Origin of the sequence: Streptomyces sp. NPDC046939, from assembly GCF_040644575.1 — a bacterium.
Lineage (GTDB): Bacteria > Actinomycetota > Actinomycetes > Streptomycetales > Streptomycetaceae > Streptomyces.
The window spans coordinates 62,332-79,286 of record NZ_JBEYWV010000024.1; the positions used below are offsets into that span (position 1 = coordinate 62,332).

The window sequence follows — 16,955 nt, forward strand, 5'->3', positions numbered from 1 at the left end:
GTGACGTTACGTCTGACCTGGGTGCAGCCCGAGGATCTGCTGGGCCACGAACTCCGCCAGGCGGCGCAGGACGGCCGGGACGCGTCGGAGATCGAACAGCGCTGGCGGCGGGCGGGCGGCCACCTGGCCCCGGCCCGGGCGGGCGCGTCACAGGCACCCGCGAACCCGCATCTCCGCGCCCTGGCAAAGGACCTACTGGACGAACTGTCGGCCCTCCCCTCCCCCCTCAGCGAAGCCGAACCCACCACACTCCAGAAGATCAAGGCAGCGTGCCCAACGTGGCCACCCAGCAACAACGAGGCCGCCTCCATCCCCCACAAAGCCCTGCACGCCGCCTGGCTGGGCCGAGCGATCGGCTGCCTCCTGGGCAAGCCGGTTGAGAAACTCCCCTTGGCGGCCATCCGCGCCCTGGCGAAGTCCACCGGCAACTGGCCCCTGGCCAACTACTTCACAGCGACCGGCCTGCCCCCGGAGCTGGCCGCCGCCCACCCCTGGAACCGCCGCTCCGCCCCCACCTCCCTGGCCGAGAACATCGACGGCATGCCGGAGGACGACGACCTCAACTACCCACTCCTCGCCCTGCTCCTGCTCCAGCGCCACGGCCCTGACTTCACCACCGCCGACGTGGCGCGGCTGTGGCTGGACGAGCTCCCGGCGGGCCGCACGTTCACCGCGGAACGGGTGGCGTACCGCAATCTCCTGGACGGCATCGAGCCACCGGCCACCGCCGCGTACCGCAACCCCTTCCGCGAGTGGATCGGCGCCCAGATCCGCGCGGACGTCTTCGGCTGGACGAACCCGGGCGACCCGGCCCGCGCCGCCGAACAGGCACACAGGGACGCCGTACTGACGCACACGGCGAACGGTGTGTACGGGGAGATGTTCACGGCGGCGGTCATCGCCTCGGCCGCCACGGGCACGACGACCGTCCACGAGGCACTCCGTACGGGCCTCAGGGTGATCCCCCCGACATCGCGCTACGCGCAGGCGATCACCCTGGGCATCCACCTGTCGAACGACCACAGCAACAAGGACTTCGACACCGTCGTCGACGCCCTGCACGCCACCTACGCCGCGACCCACCACTGGGTCCACGTCCTCCCCAATGCGGCGCTGCTCGCCGCCGCCCTCACCCACGCCGACGGCGACTTCGAGGGCTCGGTCTGCCGCGCGGTGTCGGGCGGCTGGGACACGGACTCCAACGGCGCGACGGCGGGCTCGATCGCGGGCCTGCTGGCCGGCGACCCGAGCGTGCTGGGCGAGCGCTGGACGGCCCCGCTGAAGAACCGGCTGGCGACGACGGTCGCCGCGTTCGACGGCATCGGCTTCGACGAACTGGCCAGTCTGACGCAGGAGGCCACGGCATGACGACAGCATCCCCGCACACACCCGGAGGACAAGGGGGCCCACTGGCGGGCCTCCGCGTCCTGGACTTGGCCACCCTCTTCGCCGGCCCTCTCTGCGCCACGATGCTCGGCGACTTCGGCGCCGAGGTCGTCAAGGTCGAGCACCCGCGCAAGCCGGACCCGTCCCGGGGCCACGGCCCATCGAAGGACGGCGTGGGCCTGTGGTGGAAGCACCTGGGCCGCAACAAGAAGAACCTGACCCTGGACCTCTCCTCCCCCGACGGCCGCGCCCTCCTCCTCCGGCTGGCGGCCGAGTCGGACGTGATCATCGAGAACTTCCGCCCCGGCACCCTGGAGAAGTGGGGCCTCGGCTGGGAGGAGCTGAGCGCGGCGGGCCCGGGCCTGGTCCTGGCCCGTGTGACGGGCTTCGGCCAGTTCGGCCCGTACGCCCGCCGCCCCGGGTTCGGCACGCTCGCGGAGGCGATGAGCGGCTTCGCGGCGATCACGGGCCAGCCGGACGGGCCCCCGACCCTTCCCCCTTTCGGCCTGGCCGACTCGATCGCGGCGCTGGCGACGTCGTACGCGGTGATGGCGGCGTTGCACGCGCGCAGCGCGACGGGCCGGGGCCAGGTCGTGGACATGGCGATCATCGAGCCGATGCTGGCGATCCTCGGCCCGCAGGCGACCTGGTACGACCAGCTCGGCTACGTCCAGCCCCGTACCGGCAACCGCTCGACGAACAACGCGCCCCGCAACACGTACCGCACGAGCGACGACAAGTGGGTCGCGGTGTCGACCTCGGCGCAGTCGATCGCGGAGCGGGTGATGCGCCTGGTGGGGCGGCCGGAGTGCGTCGAGGAGGAGTGGTTCGCGACGGGGGCCGGCCGGGCGGCGCACGCGGACGAGCTGGACGCGGCGGTCGGGAGCTGGATCGCGGGGCACACCCGTGACGAGGTGGTGGCGGCGTTCGAGGAGGCGCAGGCGGCCATCGCCCCCGTCTACGACGTCCGCGACGTGCTCCAGGACGCCCAGTACCGCGCCCTGCACACGATCACCGAACTTCCCGACCCGGACCTCGGCACGGTCAAGATGCAGAACGTCCTCTTCCGGCTCTCCGAGACGCCGGGCGCCGTCCGGTGGACGGGCCGCCCGCACGGCGCGGACACGGACGAGATCCTCGCCGGCCTCGGCCTCTCGGAGGCGGAGATCGCGGCCCTCAGGGAGGCTGGTGCGGTATGAGCCCTCTGTACCTGACGTGGCTGTACGTCCCTGGCGACCGCCCCGACGTGGTCGCGAAGGCGCTGCGCTCGACGGCGGACGTCGTCCTGGTCGATCTGGAGGACGCCGTCGCCCCCGACCGCAAGGCGTACGCCCTCGACGCGACGGCGGAGCTGCTCACGGACCGCCCGCCGCTGCCGGTGCACGTCCGCGTGAACGCGCTCGACGGCCCCCTCGCGGAGCAGGAGGTACGCCGCCTCGCCCCGCTCCCCGGCCTCGGCGCCCTGCGCCTGCCCAAAGTCGACGACAGGGCCGATCTGACCCGAGCTATTGCCTGGTCGGGCGGCGCCTCTGCCCCTCCCCTGTACGCCCTGCTCGAATCCGCCCTCGGCGTCGAGCACGCGTACGACATCGCCTCGCACCCGGCCGTGCACGGGATCGCGCTCGGCGAGGCCGATCTCCGCGCCGACCTCGGCGTCACGGACGGGCGCGGCCTCGCCTGGGTGCGCGGCCGGACCGTGGTCGCCGCCCGCGCGGCGCATCTGCCGCCGCCGCCCCAGTCGGTGTACCCGGACGTCCGGGACGCGGAGGGGCTGGCCCGTTCCTGCGCCGAGGGCCGCGCGCTCGGCTTCTCCGGCCGTACGGCGATCCACCCGCGCCAGCTCCCGGTGATCGAGGAGGCGTTCCGTCCGACGGCGGCGGAGGTGGCGGCGGCGCGGGAGATCGTCCACGCCGCGACCACCGACGCGGGGGCGCTCGCGCTGCCGGACGGGCGGTTCGTGGACGCGGCGGTGGTGGCGGGCGCGCGGCGGGTCCTGGCGCTCGCCGGACGGGACGGGAGCCGGTCCGGGGTCTGAGGGGGCGACGCGAGAGGGCGCCGGACTGTGCGGTCCGGCGCCCTCATCGACGTACAGCGGCGGAAGACGGTCAGGTCTTCTCGGCGTCAGCGGTGTCCTTCTCCTGAGCCGAACCCTTGCCGTCGACCGAGTCCTCGGACTTGGCGGCCTTGTCACCCGGCCCCTCGCCCGAAGTGCTCGGCTCCTCATCGGAGGCGCCAGGCTCCTCACCGGGGGTGTCGGGCTTCGCGCCGGAGGCGTTCGGCTCCACGATCTCCTCGCGCCCCGGCCGCTTCTTCGCCGACAGCACCAGGTAGACCACGGCGAGCAGGAAGACGACGAGCGCGGTCCAGTTGTTGAGGCGCAGTCCGAGGATGTGATGGGCGTCGTCGACGCGCATGTACTCGATCCAGAAGCGCCCGACACAGTACGACGCCACGTACAGCGCGAACGCCCGCCCGTGCCCGAGCTTGAACCTGCGGTCGGCCCAGATGACGAGGAGGGCGACGCCGACGCACCACAGGGACTCGTACAGGAACGTCGGGTGGTAGGTGCCGGGCACCCGCCCGTCCGTGTTCGAGGTGATCTTCAGGGCCCAGGGCAGATCGGTTTTGCGCCCGTACAGCTCCTGGTTGAACCAGTTGCCCCAGCGGCCGACGGCCTGCGCGAGGGCGATGCCGGGGGCGAGCGCGTCGGCCCAGGCGGGGAGCGGGATGCCACGGCGGCGGCAGCCGATCCAGGCGCCGACCGCGCCGAGCGCGATGGCGCCCCAGATGCCGAGGCCGCCCTCCCAGATCTTGAAGGCGTCCACCCAGTCACGGCCGTCGCTGAAGTACAGCTCGTAGTCCGTGATCACGTGGTAGAGGCGCCCGCCGACCAGGCCGAACGGCACTGCCCAGACCGCGATGTCGGCGACCGTGCCGGGCTGCCCGCCGCGGGCGACCCAGCGCTTGTTGCCGAGCCAGACGGCCACGAAGACGCCGATGATGATGCAGAACGCGTAGCCGCGCAGCGGGATGGGCCCGAGGTGGACCACGCCCTGCGAGGGACTGGGGATGTAGGCAAGTTCCATGGCAGGGTCGACGCTACCGTGCCGGGCCGTGGACACGTCCGCCAGCCCGGCTACGGCTCCATAACAAGGGGTTTGAAGGACAACGGTTACTTGTTCGCTTCCTGCACCGTCTGCTTCAGCTTCGCCGGCGTCATGGTCTGGTCGTCCATGAGGTTCTTGCCGTCGAGCAGGACCGTCGGCGTGCCCTTGAACTTGGCGTCCTGGAACGCCTTGTAGGACTTGGCGATCCAGCCGTCGTGCCTGCCGTCGTTGACACACGTCTTGAAGGAGTCGGTGACCAGGCCGTCGACCTTTCCGGCCAGGTCGATCAGCTTGCCGTTGTCCGAGAAGGCGTCCTCGGTCTCCTTCGGCTGGTTCTCGAACAGCACGTCGTGGTACGCGGAGAACTTGCCCGCGTCCTGCGCGCACGCCGCCGCGTTCCCCGCGCGCAGGGAGCCGCTGCCGCCCATGTTCGAGTCGATGAGCGTGACCGTGTGGTACTCGGCCTTCAACTGGCCGGCCTTGGTCAGCTCATTGATCGTGGAACGGAAACCGTCCTCGAAGGACTTGCAGGCGGGGCAGCGGAAGTCCTCCCACACCGTGAGCGTGGACTTGGCGCTGTCCTTGCCGACGGGGACGGCCAGGCTGTCCTTGCCCGTGGCGCCCTTGGGCTCGGCCACGCTGCCGGAGGAGTCCCCCGAGCTGTCGTCCCCGGTGTTGGCGGCGACGATCCCGATGACGGCGGCCAGGCCGAGCACGCAGACCACGGCCGCGGCCACGATCAACGTGCGGCGCCGCTTCTCGGCGACTTTCTGCTTCTCGCGCTCCTCGGCCAGCCGTTCCCGGGCCGTGCGCTTTCCCTCTCGGTTCTTCTCGCTCACACCTGCGCCAACGAACCGGGGAGGCACGAGCGTGCCTCCCCGGTCCACTTCCACCCATAAGGGTGACTTGACCCATTACATGACCAAGGCGCCGAGGATGACTAGGCGTTGCCCCGTACGCCCGCCGCGAGTTCACCGGCGAGCGCCCGGACCGCCGCGAGGCCCATGGTCTCGTCCTCGGCGTCGAGCAGCCGCTTCACGAAGGCGGAGCCGACGATGACGCCGTCGGCGAAGGAGGCGACCTCCTTGGCCTGCTTGGCGTCGGAGACGCCGAGGCCGACGCAGACCGGCAGGTCCGTGGTGGCCTTGGTGCGGCGTACGAGGTCCTGTGCCTGGTTGCCGACGGACTCGCGGGTGCCGGTGACGCCCATGAGGGAGGCGGCGTAGACGAAGCCGGAACCGGCGGCCGTGATGGTGGCGAGGCGCTCGTCCTTGCTGCTGGGCGCGACGACGAAGACGGTGGCGAGGCCGTGCTTCTCCGCGTGCTCGCGCCAGACCGCCGACTCCTGGACGGGCAGGTCGGGCAGGATGCAGCCCGCGCCGCCCGCCTCGGCCAGCTCGGCGGTGAACCGCTCGATGCCGTAGCGGTCGATGGGGTTCCAGTACGTCATGACGAGGACCGGCTTGCCGGTGGCCGCGTGGGCCTCGCGGACCGTGCGCATGACGTCCTTGATCTTCAGGCCGCCGCGCAGCGCGATGTCGTCGGCGGTCTGGATGACCGGGCCGTCGAGCACCGGGTCGGAGTGGGGCAGGCCCACCTCGACGACGTCGGCGCCGCCGTCGAAGACGGCCTTGATCGCCTCGATGCCGCCGTCGACCGTCGGGAACCCGGCGGGCAGGTAGGCGATGAGGGCGGAGCGGCCCTCGGCCTTGGCGGCCGCCAGGGTGTCGGACAGGAGTTGGATGTTGCCGCTCACTTGGCGTCCCCCTCGATCTCGGCGGTGTCGGCGGCGTCGGCCGCGACCTCGGCGTCGGCACCCTCGTCGTAGAGGCCGAAGTAGCGGGCGGCGGTGTCCATGTCCTTGTCGCCGCGCCCGGAGAGGTTGACGACGATGAGCCCGTCCGGGCCCAGCTCCTTGCCGACCTCAAGCGCCCCGGCGAGGGCGTGCGCGGACTCGATGGCCGGGATGATGCCCTCGGTGCGCGAGAGCAGGCGCAGCGCCTGCATGGCGGCGTCGTCGGTGACGGCACGGTACTCGCCGCGTCCGCTGTCCTTGAGGTAGGCGTGCTCGGGGCCGATGCCCGGGTAGTCGAGGCCCGCCGAGATGGAGTAGGGCTCGGTGATCTGCCCCTCCTCGTCCTGGAGGACGTACGACCGCGAACCGTGCAGGATGCCGGGGTCGCCCGCGGTCAGGGTCGCCGCGTGCTCGCCGGTCTCGACGCCGTGTCCCGCCGGTTCGCAGCCGATGAGGCGGACGTCCGTGTCCGGGATGAACGCGTGGAAGAGGCCGATGGCGTTGGAGCCGCCGCCGACGCAGGCGAGGGCGGCGTCGGGGAGGCGTCCGGCGCGCTCCAGGATCTGGCGGCGGGCCTCGACGCCGATGACGCGGTGAAAGTCGCGGACCATCGCGGGGAACGGGTGCGGGCCCGCGACCGTGCCGAAGAGGTAGTGCGTGCGGTCGACGTTGGCGACCCAGTCGCGGAACGCCTCGTTGATGGCGTCCTTCAGGGTGCGGCTGCCGGACTTCACGGCGATGACCTCGGCGCCGAGCATCCGCATCCGGGCCACGTTGAGGGCCTGGCGCTGGGTGTCGATCTCGCCCATGTAGATGGTGCATTCGAGGCCGAACAGAGCGCAGGCGGTGGCCGTCGCGACGCCGTGCTGGCCCGCGCCGGTCTCGGCGATGACGCGGGTCTTGCCCATGCGCTTGGTGAGCAGGGCCTGGCCGAGCACGTTGTTGATCTTGTGGGAGCCGGTGTGGTTCAGGTCCTCGCGCTTGAGGAAGACGCGGGCGCCTCCGGCGTGCTCGGCGAACCTCGGCACCTCGGTGAGGCTGCTCGGGCGGCCGGTGTAGTGGACCATGAGGTCGTCGAGCTCGCGGGCGAACTCGGGGTCGTTCTTCGCCTTGTCGTACTCGACGGCGACCTCGTCCACGGCGGCGACGAGCGCCTCCGGGATGAACTTGCCGCCGAACGCGCCGAAGTAGCCTTCGGCGCTGGGGACCTGACCGTCCGGGTCCGGGTGGAAGTACTCGGGCATGCGTTTACCTCGGGTGGCGTGAATGGATGATCTCCGCTGTGATCAACCCCGCCTGGGGGCGCGGGGAACTGCGCGAGCAACCCCCGCCGGGGTGAGGACGGCTACGCGCCGTTGATGGCAGACGAGTCGTCCGGCCGACGCGACATCGTGGCTGGTCGCGCCGTTCCCCGCGCCCCTAGCGGGGCGCCGGCCATCGCATCCCGTTCACTTGGCCCGGCTCGTCGCCGATGACATAGCGCACTCGGCGACCATGAACGCGCCGCGCAGGCGCCCGGCAGCCGCGCGGGCGGCAGCCGGGTGCGAGGCGGGCGGCGATGGGCATGGCGCGGGTCAGCCCCGTCCGTGCCGGAGGGCCGGGTGGGCGCCCGCCGCGACCAGGTCGGAGACGGCCGTGCGCGGGTCGCGGCCGGTCACCAGGGACTCGCCGACGAGGACGGCGTCCGCGCCCGCGTTGGCGTACGCGATGAGGTCGTGCGGGCCGCGCACACCGGACTCCGCGACCTTGACGATGTGGTCCGGGATGTCCGGGGCGACGCGCTCGAAGGTGCCACGGTCGACGGAGAGGTCCTTGAGGTTGCGGGTGTTGATGCCGATGACCTTGGCCCCGGCGTCGACGGCCCGCTCCACCTCGTCCTCGTCGTGCGCCTCGACGAGCGGGGTGAGGCCGATGGACTCGGCGCGCTCGATGAGGGACTCCAGGGCGGGCTGGTCCAGGGCGGCCACGATCAGCAGGGCGAGGTCGGCGCCGTACGCGCGGGCCTCCCACAACTGGTACGAGGTGACGATGAAGTCCTTGCGCAGGACCGGAACGTCCACCTTGGCGCGGACCGCCTCCAGGTCGGCGAGGGAGCCGCCGAAGCGCCGCTGCTCGGTGAGGACGGAGATGACGGCGGCGCCGCCCGCCTCGTAGTCGGCGGCGAGCCCCGCCGGGTCGGCAATCGCGGCGAGCGCGCCCTTGGACGGGCTGGACCGCTTGACCTCGCAGATGACCTTGACGCCGTCGCCGCGCAGCGCCGCGACCCCGTCCTTGGCGGCGGGTGCCTTGGCCGCGCGCTCCTTGAGCTCGTCGAGGCCGACCCGCGCCTGCCGTTCCGCGAGGTCGGCACGGACTCCGTCGATGATCTCGTCGAGCACACTCACGCGCGCGGACTTCCTTTCCTGCAATTCGGTTCTTTGAGCAACCGAGCGGTCACAGTGATGGTATCCGCAGGAGGCCCGAGGCTCCGCATCCGGTTGACGACACTCTCACTACCTGGACAAACGTCGTTGATCAAGGCTGCAGGAAGCCATGGAGGGGCAGGTTCCGGACAACGGTGAAGACGGTGACGACAGCGCCGAGCGTCCACAGGTGGGCGCGGGTGAGGACGAGGCCGAGGGGCCGTCCGCGCGCCGCGCGTGTCACCCATACGGCCCACACCACGGCGAACAGGGCGTAGCCGGCGACGGCGAGGGCGTTGGCGCCGAGGGCGCCGCTGAGGTCGCCGTGGACGAGGGCGTGGGCGCTGCGCAGCCCGCCGCAGCCCGGGCAGAACAGGCCGGTGGCGCTCAGGAGCGGGCAGGCGGGGTAGTGGCCCGCCTCGTTCGGGTCGACGGCGCCGACATAGGCGAAGGCCGCCGCGACGCCGGCGAGGACGCCCAGCGGGACCCCGGTCCGGCGCAGGAGGCCGGGGCGGGCGGTGCGAGTCGTCTGCACGGTCACGCGGGGATTGTCCCCCGGCGCGGCGCGCTCCGCCCCTCGGGCGACACGGGACATGGCGAAGGGGCGGGCGGCGATGATCGCCGCCCGCCCCTTTCCCGTAGCGGAAGTGCCAGGGGTGTCAGGCCTGCGAGCCCGCGGCGTGGCCCGGGACGTCCAGCTCGGCGCGCTTGGGCTTGCCCAGGCCCATCATGCTCATGACGCCGCCGACGATGGCGGCGACGAGCAGCAGCGCCATACCGACCCAGAAACCCACCACGTTCGCCATCACCATGAAGGTGCCGGCGACGATGAACCCGATGAAGGCGATGATGACACCGGTCCAGGCGGCCGGGGTGTGTCCGTGGCTCTTGTCCGCCATGGCTTGCTCCTCGTTGCTTATGGCCTCTGCGTACGCAGGGCGTACGGCTCTCCTGCCCATTCTCCCGCACGCGCGCGTGCGGGACTAACCCGGGGTCAGGCGGCGCCCGTGGGGTCCTCGCCCCGGTCGAGGGCCTTCCACAGTTCCTCGGGGCGGTCGGGGTCGACGGCCTTGCGCTTGCGGGGGCGCGGGGAGCCGTCGCGCTCGTAGCGGCCGCCCATCGAGGGCCAGGCGGCGCCGTAGACGACGGCGAGGATCCCGGCGATCAGGAGGAGGGCCCCGCCGCCTGCCGCGACGTAGGGCCAGGCGGTGTGGGAGAGGGCGTCGATGCCGGTCGTGGTGCCGCCGGAGGCTTCCGCGGCCTTCTCGTCGAGGGCGGCGCTGTCGTCGGCGCCGAGGACGGCGGCTGCCACGGCGCCCGCGCCGCTCAGCGCGAGCAGGACGGCGACCAGGACGCGGCCCGCCTTGCGCACCGCGAAGACGGCGACCAGGGCGGCGAGGCCCACTATGGCGAGGGCCGCGGGGACGCCGGTGACATCGCTGCCCCGGGCGGTCAGCGGCAGCTTCCCGCCCGCGACGGCGGCGACGCCGGAGCACCACTCCTGCCGGGACGCGAGCAGCGCGACCGCGGCGCCCGCGGCACCGAAGAGCAGGGCGACACCGAGACTGCGCCTGCCGTTCTTGCTCGGCCCGGCGGTCTCGGAGGCTTCGGTTCGGGGGTGCGGTACAGCAGTCACGTACTCCACTATCGCCTGTCCGCACACCTGTATGTGTACGGGGAGCGGGAGGCGTGGGTCACTTCACACCGGTTCCGGCGGCGCCCATGCGGTTGGCGGTGTGGACGGCGCGGAGCACGGCGGCGGCCTTGTTGCGGCACTCCGTGTCCTCGGCGACGGGGTCGGAGTCGGCGACGACGCCCGCCCCGGCCTGCACGTACGCGGTGCCGTCGCGCAGCAGGGCCGTACGGATGGCGATGGCGGTGTCGGAGTCCCCGGCGAAGTCGAGATAGCCGACGCAGCCGCCGTACAGCCCGCGCCGGGACGGTTCGAGCTCGTCGATGATCTGCATCGCACGGGGCTTCGGGGCGCCGGAGAGGGTGCCGGCGGGGAAGCAGGCGGTGAGCACGTCGAAGGCGGTGCGCCCGGCGCTGACCTGGCCCGTGACCGTCGAGACGATGTGCATGACGTGCGAGTACCGCTCGATGGACATGAAGTCGACGACCTCGACGGAGCCGGGCTCGCAGACCCGCCCGAGGTCGTTGCGGCCGAGGTCGACGAGCATGAGGTGCTCGGCGCGCTCCTTGGGGTCGGCGAGGAGTTCGTCGGCGAGCGCCTGGTCGGCCTGCGGCGTCGCACCACGCGGCCGGGTCCCGGCGATGGGGTGGAGGAGGGCCCGCCCGTCCTCGACCTTGACCAGGGCCTCGGGCGACGACCCGACGACATCAAAGCCATCAAAGCGGAACAAATACATGTAGGGCGACGGATTGGTGGCGCGCAGCACGCGATAGACGTCGAGCGCGCTCGCGGTGCACGGCGTCTCGAACCGCTGCGAGGGCACGACCTGGAACGCCTCGCCCGCGCGGATGCGCTCCTTGATGTCCTCGACGGCCTCCTGGTACTGCTCGCCGCCCCACAGCGCGGTGAATTCCGGCAGCTCGGAAGGCGGAAGCGCGACCGGGGCGGTGTGGACCGACGTACCGAGGTCGGCCTCCATGGCATCGAGACGGGCCACGGCATCGGCGTACGCCTCGTCCACGCCCGTATCGAGATCATTGTGGTTGATGGCGTTGGCGATGAGGAGAACCGACCCGTCCCAGTGGTCGAGGACGGCGAGATCGCTGGTGAGCAGCATGGTCAGCTCAGGCAGCCGCAGATCGTCGCGCTCACCGGGGCCGATCTTCTCCAGGCGGCGCACGATGTCGTAGCCGAGGTAGCCGACCATGCCGCCGGTGAACGGCGGCAGGCCGTCGTAGCGCGGGGTGTGCAGGGCCTCGACGGTGGCGCGCAGGGCGGCGAGCGGGTCGCCGTCCGTGGGGACGCCGACGGGCGGGGTGCCGAGCCAGTGGGTCTGCCCGTCGCGCGAGGTCAGCGTGGCGGCGGAGCGTACGCCGACGAAGGAGTAGCGGGACCAGGAGCGCCCGTTCTCCGCGGACTCCAGGAGGAACGTGCCGGGCCGCTCGGCGGCGAGCTTGCGGTACAGGCCGACGGGCGTGTCGCCGTCCGCGAGGAGCTTGCGGCTGACGGGGATCACTCGGCGGTCGGTCGCGAGCTTGCGAAAGGTCTCGAGATCCATGGGAGGAGCTTAGGTCTTACGCGGCCGGGCCGGTGACGGGCAGTTGGTCGGCGTCGAAGCAGGTCCGGGCGCCGGTGTGGCAGGCGGCGCCGACCTGATCGACCTGGACGAGCACCGTATCGGCGTCACAGTCCAGGGCGACGGACTTCACGTACTGGAAGTGGCCGGAGGTGTCGCCCTTGACCCAGTACTCGCTCCGGCTGCGCGACCAGTACGTGCAGCGGCCCGTGGTCAGGGTGCGGTGCAGCGCCTCGTCGTCCATCCAGCCGAGCATCAGGACCTCGCCGGTGTCGTACTGCTGGGCGATGGCGGGGACCAGGCCGTCGGCGCTGCGCTTGAGGCGGGCGGCGATGGCGGGGTCGAGGTTGCTTGACTGGGGCGCGCTGGTCATAGGGCCATTGTGCCGCGCCGCGCCGGGACTCCCCCGGGGCGTCCACTGTCCGGACGGTGCGGGCGGTCGTAGGGTTGCGCTCATGTCGACCCATGCCAAGCGTGAACGTCTTCTCCTGGCCGACCTGTTGGAGGCGGCGGGCCCCGAGGCCCCCACCCTGTGCGAGGGCTGGACCGCCCGCGACCTGGCAGCGCACGTCGTGGTGCGCGAGCGCCGCCCCGACGCGGCCGGCGGCACCCTCGTCAAGCAGCTCGCCTCCCGCCTGGAGCGGGTGCAGAACGAATTCGCGGAGAAGCCGTACGAGGAACTGATCCAGCTCATCAGGACCGGCCCGCCGCGGTTCTCGCCGTTCGCCCTGAAGCAGATCGACGAGGCGGCGAACGTGGTCGAGTTCTACGTCCACGCCGAGGACGTGCGGCGGGCACAGCCCGACTGGTCGCCGCGCGAGCTCGACCCGGTCTTCTCCGAGGTGCTCTGGTCCCGCCTGGAGCGGATGGCGCGGGTGATGGGCCGCAAGGCGCCCGTCGGCCTGGTGCTGCGCCGCCCGGACGGCCAGACGGCGGTCGCGCACCGGGGCGCGCCGGTGGTCACGGTCACGGGCGAGCCGTCGGAACTCCTCATGTACGCCTTCGGCCGCCAGGACGCGGCCAAGGTGGAGCTGGAGGGCGACAAGTCAGCGATCACCCAGCTCAGCGAGACGAAGGCGCTGGGGCTTTAGCCAGGCGCAGGCGGTGGGCGTGCAGGGCCAGGGCCAGCTCCACCTGGTCGGCCGGGCGCGTCAGGCTGCGCCCGGTGAGCTGTTCGCAGCGGCGCAGCCGGTTGAGGACCGTGTTGCGGTGGCAGTAGAGCCGGGCGGCCGCGCGCTGGGCCGAGCCGTCGCAGTCCAGCCAGGCGGTCAGGGTGTCCAGGAGCAGGGCGCCGTCCGCGGGCGGCAGGGCGCGAAGCGGGCCGAGCACCCGGTCGACCAGGAGCGCGCCGAGCGCGGGGGCGCCCGCCACGAGGGCGGCGGGCAGTTCGTCGTCGAGGAGTACGGTGCCGCCGCCCGGCGGGCAGATCCGCAGGGCGGTCTCGGCGAGGCGCCGGGCGACACCGACGCCGGCGAGTCCGTCGACGGCTGAACTGATCCCGATGCGGACCCCGTCCCCGGGGGCGGTCGACTCCCGCCAGCAAGCGGCGAGTTCCGTTACGTCGTAGGGGCCGAGGGCGACGATGCCGCGCTCGGCGTCCGGTCCGGGGTGCCAGACGGTACGGATGCCATGGGCGTGCGGCGCTGCGCCCCGGCCGCCGGCGACGAGCACCACGGCGTAGCGGCCGTGCTCGGGCAGGTCCAGGGCGTGCGCGGCCTCCGGGAGATCGGCGATGCGGGTGGCGCCGTCGAGGAGGGCGGCGGCCATGAGGCGGCGCCGGTTCTCGCGCCGCCAGGTCAGTTCGTGCTCCGCCTTGCGGTAGGCGTCCGAGACGCAGGCGCAGTGCTCGTCCACGAAGCCGCGGACGTCGGCGGCGAGATGGACGAGGAGGTGGGCGTCGCGCGGGTGGTGCCGGGTGACCTCGTCGACCAGCGCCTGCCAGACCAGGGCGCCGCCGAGCCGGAACGCGTGCACCAGGGGGTCCAGCGGGAAGCCGCGGGTGGCGCGTTCGGTGCCGATCCGGGCGGTGCAGGCGCGGGCCGCGTCACGGGAACGGACGGGGTCGAGCAGGCTGGCGACGCTGTGGCGCAGGGAGCGCTGTATCTCGCGGCGTACGTCGCCGGGGTCGGCGTCTATCGCGGCGCGGTAGGCGGGCTCCTCGGCGTGCAGCTCCGCTGTCAGGCGGTCGGTGAGGGCGGGGATCTGGTCGATGAGGGGGAGGGCGGCGCGGCGCAGGACGGCGACGGGGTCTGTGCCGGTGTTTTTGTCGGTGCCGGTGTCGCTGCCGGTACTCGTTCCGGTACGGGGGCGGGTTCTGGTGGGCGTGGTGCCGGGGCGGGTGCGGGGGTGAGGGCGTACGAGGTGCGCGGGCATCACGGTCCTCCTCGGTTCAGCTCGCCAGGACGTGTACCGGTGGGGTCGGCGGTCCTGGCCCCGAAGAATGACATACCGTCTGGTCGGTCTCCAGCCCTTTGGGGGTAACGGTTCGCGTACGGGCCTGTTGGAGGGGTGAGCCTGCGCTGCGCGAACGCCGGGTTTCCGCAGAGGCCCGCTTTACCGGTGGCCCGGCGCTGGGGTGCCGCCTTGCCCACCCTGCCGCCCCAGGCGGCAGATTGCCCAAGGCGGGCGGGGGCGCCCCGGGTGGGGAAGTGCGGGGAGCGGCAGGTTGCCCGCGGCGGGGCGGGGCGCCCGGGGTGGGGGCGGTGGGCGGCGGGTTGCCCTAGGCGGCGGTACTGGGCGTACCCGGCCGTGTTTTGGCCACCGTATGGGCCACCGGGGTGCACCCGCGTCGCTGCGGGAGGGGACGTGTCGGGGTGCCCCCGCAGGACACCGCCGGAATCCCGCGCCGGATACGCGACCCCTGGGCGGACAGCAGGCGACCAGACCTATCCGGCCGAGGAGGTACGCCGGCGCGGCCCCGCCCCACCACACAACCGACCGCGCACTACAGCGCCCCCGCATGCACACCTGGCCCGGCCGCGCCCCACAGCCCCCCGGACCGGCCGCGACCCGCCTACAGCGTCGTCGCTCGGTCCACCAAGCGGGCCAGTTCCAGGCGGGAGCGGACGCCCAGTTGGGCGAAGACGTTGCGGAGGTGGTGGTCGACCGTGCGGGGGCTGACCGAGAGGCGGGAGGCCACCTCACGGTTGGTGGCGCCCTCGGCCACACAGTGCGCGATCCGGAGCTGCTGCGGCGTCAACGACGACAGGCAGCCAGGGGACGGCTCCGGGTGCGGCGGAGCCTCCCCGGTCGCCCGCAGCTCCGCCGCCGTACGGGCCGCCCACACCGTCGCCCCGCACCGCTCGAAGGCGACCAGAGCGTCCCGCAGCAGCACGCGCGCGCGGGCCGGCCGCCGAGCCCGCCGCAGCCATTCGCCGTGCAGTTCAGCGGTCCGGGCCCGCTCAAAGTCCCCCCCGGCGCACTCGTGCCGGGCCAGCGCCTCGGTGAAGCGGGCGTCCGCACGGTCGGGATCACCGGACGCCAGCAGCGCTTCGCAGCGGGCGAGTTGCGCCCCGGCCTGGGGGTCGTACCCCCGCTCGGCCCACACCGTGAACTCCGCGACGGCGCCCCGCGCCCCCACCAGGTCACCCGCCGCCACGGCCGCCTCCACGAAGCAGGGCACGGCGAGCATCCGTACGGCGAAGTGCCCTTGCCGGGGCCCGGGCCGGACGAGCGGCGCGAGCCTGGCCGCCGCCTCGGGCGCCCGCCCGCGCGCCAGGTCGGCCCGGGCGAGCGCCCATTGCGCGAGGGTGGCGGCTTGGACGAGCCCGTGCCGGGCGGCGGTCTCCTGCGCGGCGGCGGCGTGCCGGGCGACGGTGTCGGCGTCGCTGTCGAGGGAGGCGACGAGGGCGAGGATGGCGTGCTGGTGGGCGAGGACGTTGCGCTGCCCGCTGGTGCGGGCGGCGCGCAGCCCTTCCTCGGCGTGGGCGCGGGCGCGCGCGTGGCGTCCGGCGCGCAGTTCCCCGTAGGCGAGCAGTTCGAGGGCGCGCGGCAGTTCGGGGCGTGCGTCGAGGGCGCGGGCGGCGGCGAGGGCCCGGCTGCCGAGGCGGCAGGCGGCGTCGACGTCCCCGGCGACGAGGGCGGCGGCCCCGGCCCGCAGGAGGGCGTCGGGGGCGCCGGCGTGGGCCGCGTCGGCGATGACGCGGCGCAGGGTGACGCGTCCGGCGGCGTACCGGTCGTCGAGCGAGGCGGCCATGCCGAGCCCGAAGGCGCGGGCGGTGTCGGCCCCGGCCTGTTGCTGCCCGGCGACGGCTTCCTGGTACGCGCGGGCGTCGCCGAGCGCCCAGGCGGCCTCGGCGGCGGCGAGCCGGGCGTCGAGGGCTCGTTCCCCGGGGCAGAGCCGGGCGGCGAGGAGGAGGGAGGCGCGGGCGTCGGCCATGGGTTCGTCGCGCAGGGCGAGCATGCCGCGTACGAGGGCGGCGTCGCCCCGCACGGCGTCGGTGGGGGTGAGTTCTTCGACGCGGCGGAGCAGTTCGCGGGCCCGGTGCGGACGGCCGGCGAGCCGGGCCTGGTCGGCGGCGGCGACGAGCCGCCCCGCGCGGATCTCGGGGTCGGCGGCGAGCGCGGCGGCGTGGGCGAGGGCGGTGGCCCGTTCCCCGTGCGAGGGGCCCGGCAGACGCGCGGCGGCGGCGAGTTCGGTGCCGAGGGCGCTGTCCGGGTAGGGCGCGGCGAGCGCCCGGTGCAGGAGACCTGCCGGCCGAAGCCGCTCCCCCAGGGCGGCTTCGGCCAGCAGGCGATGGGCGGCTCTGCGGTGCGCGGGGCGTGCCGCCTCGTACACGGCGCGACGGTTCGGCAGCCGCAGCCGTCCGTCGGGGCCGCGTTCGAGGCCCGCGCGTTCGGCGGCGTCCAGGGCGGTTTCGCCGAGACCGGCGCGGGCGGCGGCCCGCAGGACGAGCCCGCCGTCGACCCACGGCCCGTCCGGGTCGCTCTCGTAGGCGGCGGCCGTCAGCAACAGGACATGTCTCGCGGTCACTTACGTCACCGTACGAGCGGTCCGCCGCGCCCGCAGCGCCGGTTGGGAGCGGGCCCAACCGGCGCGGGCGGAGACTGTGCTCAC

The 16,955-nt window shown here is 73.3% G+C and carries 16 protein-coding genes; 4 read left to right on the forward strand and 12 right to left on the reverse strand.

What is annotated here, in order from left to right:
• Genes ABZ877_RS25255 through ABZ877_RS25265 form a run of 3 tightly spaced genes read left to right on the forward strand, consistent with a single transcriptional unit; the run spans position 1 to position 3,421 of the window.
• Positions 1-1,368 (forward strand): ADP-ribosylglycohydrolase family protein, encoded by a 1,368-nt coding sequence (locus ABZ877_RS25255; protein ID WP_361074961.1) that lies wholly within the window; start codon positions 1-3, stop codon positions 1,366-1,368.
• Complete coding sequence (locus tag ABZ877_RS25260) at positions 1,365-2,585, forward strand: CoA transferase (RefSeq protein ID WP_361074963.1); 1,221 nt, start codon at positions 1,365-1,367, stop codon at positions 2,583-2,585. Before ABZ877_RS25255 ends, ABZ877_RS25260 begins: the two co-directional genes overlap by 4 nt.
• Entirely contained in the window at positions 2,582-3,421 is an 840-nt protein-coding gene (locus ABZ877_RS25265; RefSeq protein ID WP_361074965.1) for a CoA ester lyase, read from the forward strand. The genes ABZ877_RS25260 and ABZ877_RS25265 overlap by 4 nt, the downstream gene beginning before the upstream one ends.
• A gap of 70 nt (positions 3,422-3,491) precedes the next feature.
• On the opposite strand, the gene lgt is transcribed toward ABZ877_RS25265, so the two are convergent.
• From lgt to hisI, 10 genes are all read right to left on the reverse strand, one after another.
• Positions 3,492-4,472: a prolipoprotein diacylglyceryl transferase gene (gene lgt / locus ABZ877_RS25270; protein ID WP_361074967.1), complete on the reverse strand. Its 981-nt coding sequence runs from the start codon at positions 4,470-4,472 to the stop codon at positions 3,492-3,494.
• Positions 4,473-4,558: 86 nt separating this feature from the next.
• Positions 4,559-5,332, reverse strand: coding sequence for a thioredoxin domain-containing protein (locus tag ABZ877_RS25275; protein ID WP_361074969.1), 774 nt, complete (start codon positions 5,330-5,332; stop codon positions 4,559-4,561).
• A gap of 101 nt (positions 5,333-5,433) precedes the next feature.
• Complete coding sequence (gene trpA / locus ABZ877_RS25280; protein WP_361074971.1) at positions 5,434-6,249, reverse strand: tryptophan synthase subunit alpha; 816 nt, start codon at positions 6,247-6,249, stop codon at positions 5,434-5,436.
• Positions 6,246-7,532, reverse strand: a complete 1,287-nt coding sequence (gene trpB / locus ABZ877_RS25285; protein ID WP_361074973.1) for a tryptophan synthase subunit beta — start codon at positions 7,530-7,532, stop codon at positions 6,246-6,248. Before trpB ends, trpA begins: the two co-directional genes overlap by 4 nt.
• A 330-nt stretch (positions 7,533-7,862) precedes the next feature.
• Positions 7,863-8,672, reverse strand: coding sequence for an indole-3-glycerol phosphate synthase TrpC (trpC, locus tag ABZ877_RS25290; protein ID WP_361074975.1), 810 nt, complete (start codon positions 8,670-8,672; stop codon positions 7,863-7,865).
• 130 nt (positions 8,673-8,802) lie between these two features.
• Complete coding sequence (locus ABZ877_RS25295; RefSeq protein WP_361074977.1) at positions 8,803-9,231, reverse strand: DUF2752 domain-containing protein; 429 nt, start codon at positions 9,229-9,231, stop codon at positions 8,803-8,805.
• A gap of 118 nt (positions 9,232-9,349) precedes the next feature.
• Positions 9,350-9,589 (reverse strand): HGxxPAAW family protein, encoded by a 240-nt coding sequence (locus ABZ877_RS25300; RefSeq protein ID WP_361074979.1) that lies wholly within the window; start codon positions 9,587-9,589, stop codon positions 9,350-9,352.
• 95 nt (positions 9,590-9,684) lie between these two features.
• Positions 9,685-10,335 (reverse strand): TIGR02234 family membrane protein, encoded by a 651-nt coding sequence (locus ABZ877_RS25305; protein ID WP_361074981.1) that lies wholly within the window; start codon positions 10,333-10,335, stop codon positions 9,685-9,687.
• Between the two features lie 49 nt (positions 10,336-10,384).
• Positions 10,385-11,881, reverse strand: a complete 1,497-nt coding sequence (locus tag ABZ877_RS25310) for an anthranilate synthase component I (RefSeq protein WP_361074983.1) — start codon at positions 11,879-11,881, stop codon at positions 10,385-10,387.
• A 16-nt stretch (positions 11,882-11,897) separates the two neighbouring features.
• Positions 11,898-12,272: a phosphoribosyl-AMP cyclohydrolase gene (hisI, locus tag ABZ877_RS25315; RefSeq protein ID WP_361074985.1), complete on the reverse strand. Its 375-nt coding sequence runs from the start codon at positions 12,270-12,272 to the stop codon at positions 11,898-11,900.
• 82 nt (positions 12,273-12,354) lie between these two features.
• On the opposite strand from hisI, the gene ABZ877_RS25320 reads away from it, so the two are divergent.
• Complete coding sequence (locus tag ABZ877_RS25320) at positions 12,355-12,990, forward strand: TIGR03085 family metal-binding protein (protein ID WP_361074987.1); 636 nt, start codon at positions 12,355-12,357, stop codon at positions 12,988-12,990.
• Here ABZ877_RS25320 and ABZ877_RS25325 read toward each other — a convergent pair.
• Both ABZ877_RS25325 and ABZ877_RS25330 read right to left on the reverse strand, forming a co-directional pair.
• On the reverse strand, positions 12,962-14,275 hold the full coding sequence (locus tag ABZ877_RS25325) for a helix-turn-helix domain-containing protein (protein WP_361074989.1): 1,314 nt from the start codon (positions 14,273-14,275) through the stop codon (positions 12,962-12,964). The genes ABZ877_RS25320 and ABZ877_RS25325 overlap by 29 nt on opposite strands.
• 637 nt (positions 14,276-14,912) lie before the next feature.
• Positions 14,913-16,871, reverse strand: a complete 1,959-nt coding sequence (locus ABZ877_RS25330; RefSeq protein ID WP_361074991.1) for a LuxR C-terminal-related transcriptional regulator — start codon at positions 16,869-16,871, stop codon at positions 14,913-14,915.
• Positions 16,872-16,955: the final 84 nt, after the last annotated feature.